7 protein-coding genes and 1 tRNA gene are annotated in these 6,977 nt (G+C 69.1%); 4 read left to right on the forward strand and 4 right to left on the reverse strand.

Translation table 11 applies throughout. From position 1 onward, the window contains the following. Nucleotides 1–64 precede the first annotated feature (64 nt). From ETP66_RS04720 to nfo, 3 genes are read left to right on the forward strand one after another with little or no spacing between them, the layout of a single operon-like run. The gene (locus ETP66_RS04720; RefSeq protein WP_130841131.1) at nucleotides 65–1,096 is read left to right on the forward strand and encodes a M24 family metallopeptidase; all 1,032 of its coding nucleotides are present in this window, start codon (nucleotides 65–67) and stop codon (nucleotides 1,094–1,096) included. Continuing rightward, the gene (locus ETP66_RS04725; RefSeq protein ID WP_130841108.1) at nucleotides 1,097–1,588 is read left to right on the forward strand and encodes a septal ring lytic transglycosylase RlpA family protein; all 492 of its coding nucleotides are present in this window, start codon (nucleotides 1,097–1,099) and stop codon (nucleotides 1,586–1,588) included. Beyond that, the gene (gene nfo / locus ETP66_RS04730) at nucleotides 1,585–2,415 is read left to right on the forward strand and encodes an endonuclease IV (RefSeq protein ID WP_130841110.1); all 831 of its coding nucleotides are present in this window, start codon (nucleotides 1,585–1,587) and stop codon (nucleotides 2,413–2,415) included. The genes ETP66_RS04725 and nfo overlap by 4 nt, the downstream gene beginning before the upstream one ends. Here the strand turns inward: nfo and ETP66_RS04735 are convergent. From ETP66_RS04735 to ETP66_RS04750, 4 genes are read right to left on the reverse strand one after another with little or no spacing between them, the layout of a single operon-like run. Then, on the reverse strand, nucleotides 2,383–2,601 hold the full coding sequence (locus ETP66_RS04735) for a hypothetical protein (protein ID WP_130841112.1): 219 nt from the start codon (nucleotides 2,599–2,601) through the stop codon (nucleotides 2,383–2,385). The two genes, nfo and ETP66_RS04735, sit on opposite strands and share 33 nt — an antisense overlap. 9 nt (nucleotides 2,602–2,610) lie before the next feature. After that, nucleotides 2,611–3,270, reverse strand: a complete 660-nt coding sequence (locus ETP66_RS04740; RefSeq protein ID WP_130841114.1) for a site-2 protease family protein — start codon at nucleotides 3,268–3,270, stop codon at nucleotides 2,611–2,613. Continuing rightward, nucleotides 3,267–3,872 carry a site-2 protease family protein gene (locus tag ETP66_RS04745; RefSeq protein WP_130841116.1) on the reverse strand — a complete coding sequence of 202 codons (606 nt, stop codon included), beginning with the start codon at nucleotides 3,870–3,872 and terminating at the stop codon, nucleotides 3,267–3,269. The genes ETP66_RS04740 and ETP66_RS04745 overlap by 4 nt, the downstream gene beginning before the upstream one ends. Next, entirely contained in the window at nucleotides 3,847–6,333 is a 2,487-nt protein-coding gene (locus ETP66_RS04750) for a CBS domain-containing protein (protein ID WP_130841118.1), read from the reverse strand. Before ETP66_RS04750 ends, ETP66_RS04745 begins: the two co-directional genes overlap by 26 nt. 56 nt (nucleotides 6,334–6,389) lie before the next feature. On the opposite strand from ETP66_RS04750, the gene ETP66_RS04755 reads away from it, so the two are divergent. Further along, nucleotides 6,390–6,483 (forward strand) — tRNA-Ser (locus ETP66_RS04755). The last annotated feature ends 494 nt before the right edge of the window (nucleotides 6,484–6,977 follow it).

Here is a 6,977-nt window from a genome sequence, read left to right on the forward strand (position 1 = left end):
GGAAGAAGGCAGGTCCGGGCGTGAACCCAGAAGAGGGTTAGCGGGTGGTATAGTAGGCCCCGTGCTGGACCCGAAGACCCTCCTCGAGCCCCTAGGGCTGGATGCCCTTTACGTGACCCGTCCCGAGAACGTGCGCTACCTATCGGGCTTTCCCCACCCCGAAGACGCCCAGGTCCTCGTTACCCACGAAGGAGCCTTCCTCCTCACGGATCCCCGCTACCCCGAGGCGGAGCGGGAAAGCCGCATCCCCGCCAAGGTGCTGAAGCGCGAGGAAAAAGAGGAGGCCTTCAAGGGCTTGAAGGGCCGAGTGGGCTTTGAGGCGGAACATCTCCCCTATGCCGCCCTGGAACGCCTCAGGGAACTGGCCCCCGCGGAGTGGGTACCCACCAAGGGGGTTATCGAGCGGCTCCGGCTCAAAAAGACCCCGGAAGAAGTGGAAAGGATCCGCAAGGCCCAGGCCCTGGCGGAGGAAGCCCTGGCCCACGCCCTTACCCTGCTCAAGCCAGGGGTTTTGGAACGGGAGGTCGCCTTGGAAATAGAGTTCTTCCTGAAACGACGGAGTGCCGAGGTGGCCTTCCCCCCCATCGTGGCCTCGGGGGTGCGGGGAGCCCTGCCCCACGCCGGGGCCTCGGAGAAGCCCCTGGGGGCGGGGGAGCTCGTCACCCTGGACCTGGGGGCCAGGGTGGCGGGGTACCACTCGGACATGACCCGCACCGTGGCCCTGGGGCGGGTGGACGGGGAGCTCCGGCGGGCCTTTGAAGCCACCCTGGCCGCCCTGGAGCGGGTTCTAGAAGTTCTGGGCCCAGGGAAGAGCACCAAGGAGATGGACGCCCTCGCCCGGGAGGAGCTTAAGCGCTTTGACCTGGACCGCCACTTCGTCCACTCCCTGGGGCACGGGGTGGGGCTGGCCGTGCACGAGGGGCCGGGGCTTTCCCCTTACACGGAGGAGGCCCTCGAGGCGGGCATGGTGGTCACCGTGGAGCCCGGGGTCTACCTGCCTGGGGTGGGCGGGGTGCGCATCGAGGAGCTCGTCCTCATCACGGAAACGGGCATAGAGCTCCTCTCCCGCTTCCCCCGGGGCTGGCGGGAGGTGTAGGTGCGGGCCCTTTGCCTGGCCCTCTTCCTCGCCACCGCCCTCGCCCAGACCTACACGGTCCAGCCGGGAGACACCCTCTTCCGCATCGCCCGGGCCCACGGGCTCAGCGTGGCGGAGCTTAGGGAGCTGAACGGCCTCCAGGGGGACCTCATCCGCCCGGGGCAGGTGCTCAAGGTGGGAAGGGAGGAGGGAAGGCCAGGGGGGTGGTTCGCCCAGGAGGGCCTCGCCGTCTGGTACGGCCCGGGCTTCCACGGCCGCCGCACCGCCAGCGGGGAGCGCTACGACATGCACGCCCTCACCGCCGCCCACCCCACCCTGCCCTTCGGCACGCGGGTGCGGGTCACCAACCTGAAAAACGGCAAGAGCGTGGTGGTGCGCATCAACGACCGGGGGCCCTTCGGGGGCAGGTACATCATCGACCTCTCCTACGCCGCCGCCAAGGCCATCGGGGCCCTTTCCGCCACCCGGGTGCGGCTGGAGGTGCTGGAATGAGGCGCTACGGCTTTCACCTTTCCATCGCCGGCAAGAAGGGGGTGGCGGGGGCGGTGGAGGAGGCCCTGGCCCTGGGCCTTTCCGCCTTCCAGATCTTCGCCAAAAGCCCGAGGAGCTGGAAGAGCCGCGCCCTCTCCCCCGCGGAGGTGGAAGCCTTCCGGGCCCTCAAGGAGATGGCCGGGGAGCTTCCCGGGGTGATTCACGCCTCCTACCTGGTGAACCTGGGGGCGGAAGGGGAGCTTTGGGAAAAAAGCGTGGTGAGCCTGGCGGACGACCTGGAAAAGGCCCGCCTCCTGGGCCTGGAGTACGTGGTGGTCCACCCTGGCTCCGGAAGCCCGGAGCGGGTGAAGGAAGGGCTCCTTAAAGCCCTCCGCCTCGCCGGGGTGCGGGATAGACCCAAGCTGCTGGTGGAGAACACCGCCGGGGGCGGGGAGAAGGTGGGGGCGCGGTTTGAGGAACTGGCCTGGCTCATAGAGGGCACCCCCTTGGGGGTCTGCCTGGACACCTGCCACGCCTACGCCGCGGGCTACGACGTGAAGGAGGCCCCGGAAGCCGTCCTCTCCGAGCTGGACCGCGCCGTGGGCCTCGAGCGGGTCCCCGTGGTCCACCTGAACGACTCCGTGGGGGGCCTGGGAAGCCGCATCGACCACCACGCCCACCTCCTCCAGGGCCAGATCGGGGAAGGGCTTAAGGGCGTGCTCCTGGACCCCCGCCTTGCGGGCAAGGTCTTCATCCTGGAAACCCCGAGGAGCCCGGAGGAGGACGCCTGGAACCTGCGGGCTCTCCGGGGCTGGCTAGAGGAGGCCCCCGCCCAAGAAGAGGCGTAGCGCGGAAACCACCAGGACCAGGAGGCCTAGCCTGAAGGCCCGCTCCTCCCCAGAAAGCACCCCCAGCCCCGCCGCCAGAAGGGCCAGGGGCAAAACGAGCCAGTTGAGCCAGCCGAGGAGGGGCAGGAGGGCGGGAAGGAGCAGGATGAGGGCCGCCACCGCCAGGACCAGGCTAAAGGTGCGCACGGCCCCAGTCTAGCCGAAGAAGAAGCCGAAGAAGACCTCCCGGGCGAGGCGCAAAACCTCCTGGATGGGTCCCCGGAGCACGGTGAGGATGAGGAGGAAGGAAAGCCAGGCGTACTGCTCCAGCCGCCAAAGAAGGGGTTGCCAGGAAAGGGGAAGAAGGCTTTGCAGGATCTTGGAGCCGTCCAAGGGGGGTATGGGCAGGAGGTTGAAGATCGCCAGGACCAGGTTGATGGAGCTGGCGAAGAAGAGGGCCAGGGCCAAAAGGCCCAAGGGGGTCTGCCCCTCCCCCTGGAAGGTGAGGGCGACCCCCAGGGGGTCTACGGCATAGAGCCCCCGCACCAGGAGGGCGAAGAGCACCGCCAGGACCAGGTTGATGACGATCCCGGCGATGGAGACCACGAAGAGCCCCAGCCGGTAGTGGGAGAAGGCCGCGGGGTTGACGGGCACCGGCCTGGCCCAGCCGAAGCCCACGAAGAGGAGGAGGACCGTGCCCAGGGGGTCGAGGTGCTTCAAGGGGTTCAGGGTGATCCGCCCCTGGCGCTTGGCGGTGGGGTCCCCGAAGAGGTAGGCGCTGTAGGCGTGGCCCAGCTCGTGGAGGACCAGGCTGAAGACCAAAGCGGCGAAGGCCAGGAAGAAGGCCAGGGGGTCCTGCTGCAGGAGGGCGATCATAGCCCGATGGCCCGGTAAAGGGCGGCGAGCAGCCCAGCCAGCCCCTGGACCACGGCCCCCGTGACCCCGGTGAAGGAGAGGACCAGGAAGATGACGATGAAGCCCAAGGGGCCGTAGGCGGCCAGCCGGTCCAGGAAACGGCGGGCCTCGAAGCTGCCCACGGCGTAGAGGGCCTTGGCCCCGTCTAAGGGCGGCACGGGGAAGAGGTAGATGGCGGCATGCAGGAGCATGAGCCGCTGCCCCCAAAGGAGGCCCTCGCCGAAGGGGTAGGGGAGGAAGCGGGAGAGAAGTCCGTAGAGGAAGGCCATGGCGAAAAAGCCCAGAGGCCCCATGAGGGCCACCCAGGCCCCCTTCTTCCCCGGAAGTTGGGTGGGGACGAACCGGGGCCAGCCGAAGCCCAGGAGGACCAGGAGGATGAGGCCGAAGGGGTCCAGGTGGACCCGGGGGTCCAGGGTGAGGAAGCCGTAGCGCCTGGGGGCGGTGTCCCCGTAGCGGTCCGCCAGGCGGGCCTGGAAGAGGTTGTGGGCGATGAGGCCCAAGGCTCCGAGGAGGAAGGCCAGGAGGAAGACCGGCGGGTCATTGAGGAGCGGAAAGAGTCCCATCCCCCACCAGTTTACGGGCTAGCTCGAGCTCCTCCGCAAAGGTCCGCACCTCCCCCCGGGTGCGGGCCTCCGCCACCCGGCGCAGGATCTCCCCCACCCTGGGCCCCGGCTTGAGGCCCAGCTGGAGAAGGTCCCGGCCCATGAGGACTCGGCGCCTTTGGCTGAGCCAAGCCTCCTTCTCCGGGAAGAGGGCCAAAAAGGCGCTCCTCAGGGGTTCCTTCTCCAAGGCCTCCCGCTCCGCCTCCAGGGGTTCCCCCCCGGCGGCCTTCAGCAACACGCTGAGCCCCTCCTGAAGGCGCCTGGGCAGGCCCAGGGCCTGGGCCCGCCCCAGGGGCTCCTCCTGGAAGAAGAGCAGGAGGAGCAAGCGGGCTTCGGGGAGGAGCCTTTCCCCTCGCGCCTCCTCCCGGGGGGGGCGGAGCCTCCCGAAGGGTTCGGGGGGGGGAAGGCGGAGGCCGTAAAGGGGAGCCAGGGCCCCGAGCTCCTCCAAAAGGGCCAAAGCCCCGTAAAAGGTCTCCTCCTCCAGGGTCAGAAAGAGTTCGTCCCGCAGACGGCTGCGACTGGCGGTGCGCAGGACCTCGGGGAGGAGGGCCGGGGGCAGGGCGGAAAGGGCCTCCTCGGCCAGGCGAAAGGCTAGCCTAGCGGCAAGGCGCGCCCCCCGGACGATGCGGCTGGGATCCTCCACGAAGGCGAGGGGGTGCAGGGGGCGGAGGAGGCGGAGCTCCAGGTCCTTAAGCCCTCCGTAGGGGTCCAGAAGCTCCAAAGAGGCCAGGGAGAGGGCCATGGCGTTCACGGTATAGTCCCGCCGTTCTAGATCCTTGGCGATGGGGGCCGGACGCACCTGAGGCAGGGCCCCGGGGTAGGGGTAGACCTCCTCCCGGCTTTCCGCCAGGTCCAGGACCAGGCCGAAGGAGAGGCGCACCCGGGCGGTGCCGAAGGCGTAGTGCAGCCCGTAGCTTCCTCCGAACCGCTCCACCAGGAAGCGGGCCACTTCCCCCGCCCGGACCCCCGGCTCCAGCACCAGGTCGATGTCCGGCCCTGACCGCCCCAAAAGGGCGTCCCGCACCGAGCCCCCCACCAGGTAGATCCCTTGGGGGAAGGCCTCCTTGAGGGCCAGGAGCACGCGCCTGGCCCCCTCGGGCAGGGCCTCCAGGAGCCTCTCCCCCAAAGGCTTCTCCCCTGGAGGCCGCTTGCGGTATAGGTCGGTGCGGGTGAAAATGCCGAGCAACCGCCACCCCTCCCCCAACCGCTCCCCCACCAACACCCGCCCGCCCCCCTCCTTCAGGTAGGGCTCCACCCGGGAAAGGGGGGTTTCCGGGGGTAGGACCACCGCCCGGGCCAGGAAGCCTTCCACCGGGTGGTCGGAAAGGCCAAGCCGCTCCGCCTTCCTCAGGTCCCGCCTGCGGGCCAGGCCCAGGAGGCGCACCGCCCCGCCCCCCAGGGGCACCGCCACGGGCATGGCCCCATAGCCCCGCTCTTCCAGAAGGCGCAGGGCCTCCCGCACCGAGGTGGGGGCCAGGGTTTCCACCGGGCTGGTCATGGCCTCCACCAGGCGGGCCTCCGGCTCCAGGAAGGCTTCCAGGCTCTCCAGAAGCCGCCCCACCGCCCCCCTTGCCCCCCGCACCCGGGCGAAGGCCGCCCGGGGATGCCCCCCGCCCCCCACCCGGGCCAGCCAGCGGGCCACATCCAAACGGCCCCGGCTGCGGGCGATGAGGAGGGTGTCCTTCCCCAGCCGGAGCACCAGGAGGACCCCGTCGGCCTCGTGCAGGTCCAAAAGGGTGTGGGCCAGGGGGGCCAGGGCGGGAACATACCCCTCCTCTTCCGCCCGGGCCAGAAGGAGGCGGAACCCTCCCTTTTCCACCACACGGGCCGTCTTGAGGAGGGCTTTGAGGACGGAACGGGCGTCCTCGCCCAGCTGGGGGCGGACCCAGGTGCGGACCCGGGGTACTTCCGCGCCCCTCTCCGCCAGGAAGCGGGCGGCCTCGAGGTCCCATGGCGTGGTGGAGGGGAAGCTGAAGCCCCCCGTGTCCTCCCAGATCCCCGCGTAGGCCAAGGTGGCCTCCAAGGGGGTGAGGGGGAGGCCCCGCTCGCGAAGAAGGGGCACCAGGAGGCTCACCGTGGCCCCCACCTCCGCCACCCTTCCCCCCACCGCGGGCACATCCCCTGGGGCCCGGGGGTGGTGGTCGTAGACCAGGAAGGGCACCCGCCCCACCAGGGCCTTGAAGGGGCCGATGCGCTCGGGGCGGGCGTTGTCCACCAGGACCACCTCGGAGACTTTGCCCAAGGACACCTCGGCGGCAGGCACCAGGTCCAGCCGGTCCTCGAGGAGGGGGGCGATCTCCTTCAGGGGCCCCTCCAGACCCCCCACCAGGACCAAGACGCTCCCGGGAAAGAGCTTCCCCGCCAGGGCCATGGACCCCAGGGCGTCGAAGTCCAGGTTCTCGTGGGCCACCACCACCCGCACGCCTTCAGCTTACTTGACGCCTAATGGGGCCCTTGCTACACTCAGGTTCGGCGCCAGGAGAGGTGCCCGAGTGGCTGAAGGGACACGACTGGAAATCGTGTAGGCGGGCTTAAACCCGCCTCGCGGGTTCGAATCCCGCCCTCTCCGCCAAACGCCCGGCCCCAGGGCCGGGCCTTTTGCCGTCCGACCGCCCCGGGGGGAAAGCCTACGGGTGCCCCCCCGATGAGCCCCCCCAAGGCGAAAACCCCCGGGGGCTGCCCCGGGGATTTGCCCTGCCCATCGTGGTGGAGCGGAGGGGATTCGAACCCCTGACCTCCCGCTTGCAAGGTGCCTAAAGTACGGGCATCTCAGGGCAGGTATGTGCAGTNTGCCTAAAGTACGGGCATCTCAGGGCAGGTATGTGCAGTTTGTTGCGTCCTGGTCGAGGATTCTGTGAAGGTACATTTCCTGGCATTCAGCTAAGGAAAGCACCGTAAACCGTAGATAAACCGTAGATAAACCGTAAGGTGTCTGGATGCATTACAGGGCACTCCGGGGTACAATAGGGGAATAAGGAAAACCGGCCCGAGGCCGGTCCCGCACATGACCAGGATACCTCGGTCCGGGGGATGGTGTAAAGATGCTGTAATTGGCCACCACATTTG

It is taken from the genome of Thermus thermamylovorans, assembly GCF_004307015.1.
Lineage (GTDB): Bacteria > Deinococcota > Deinococci > Deinococcales > Thermaceae > Thermus > Thermus thermamylovorans.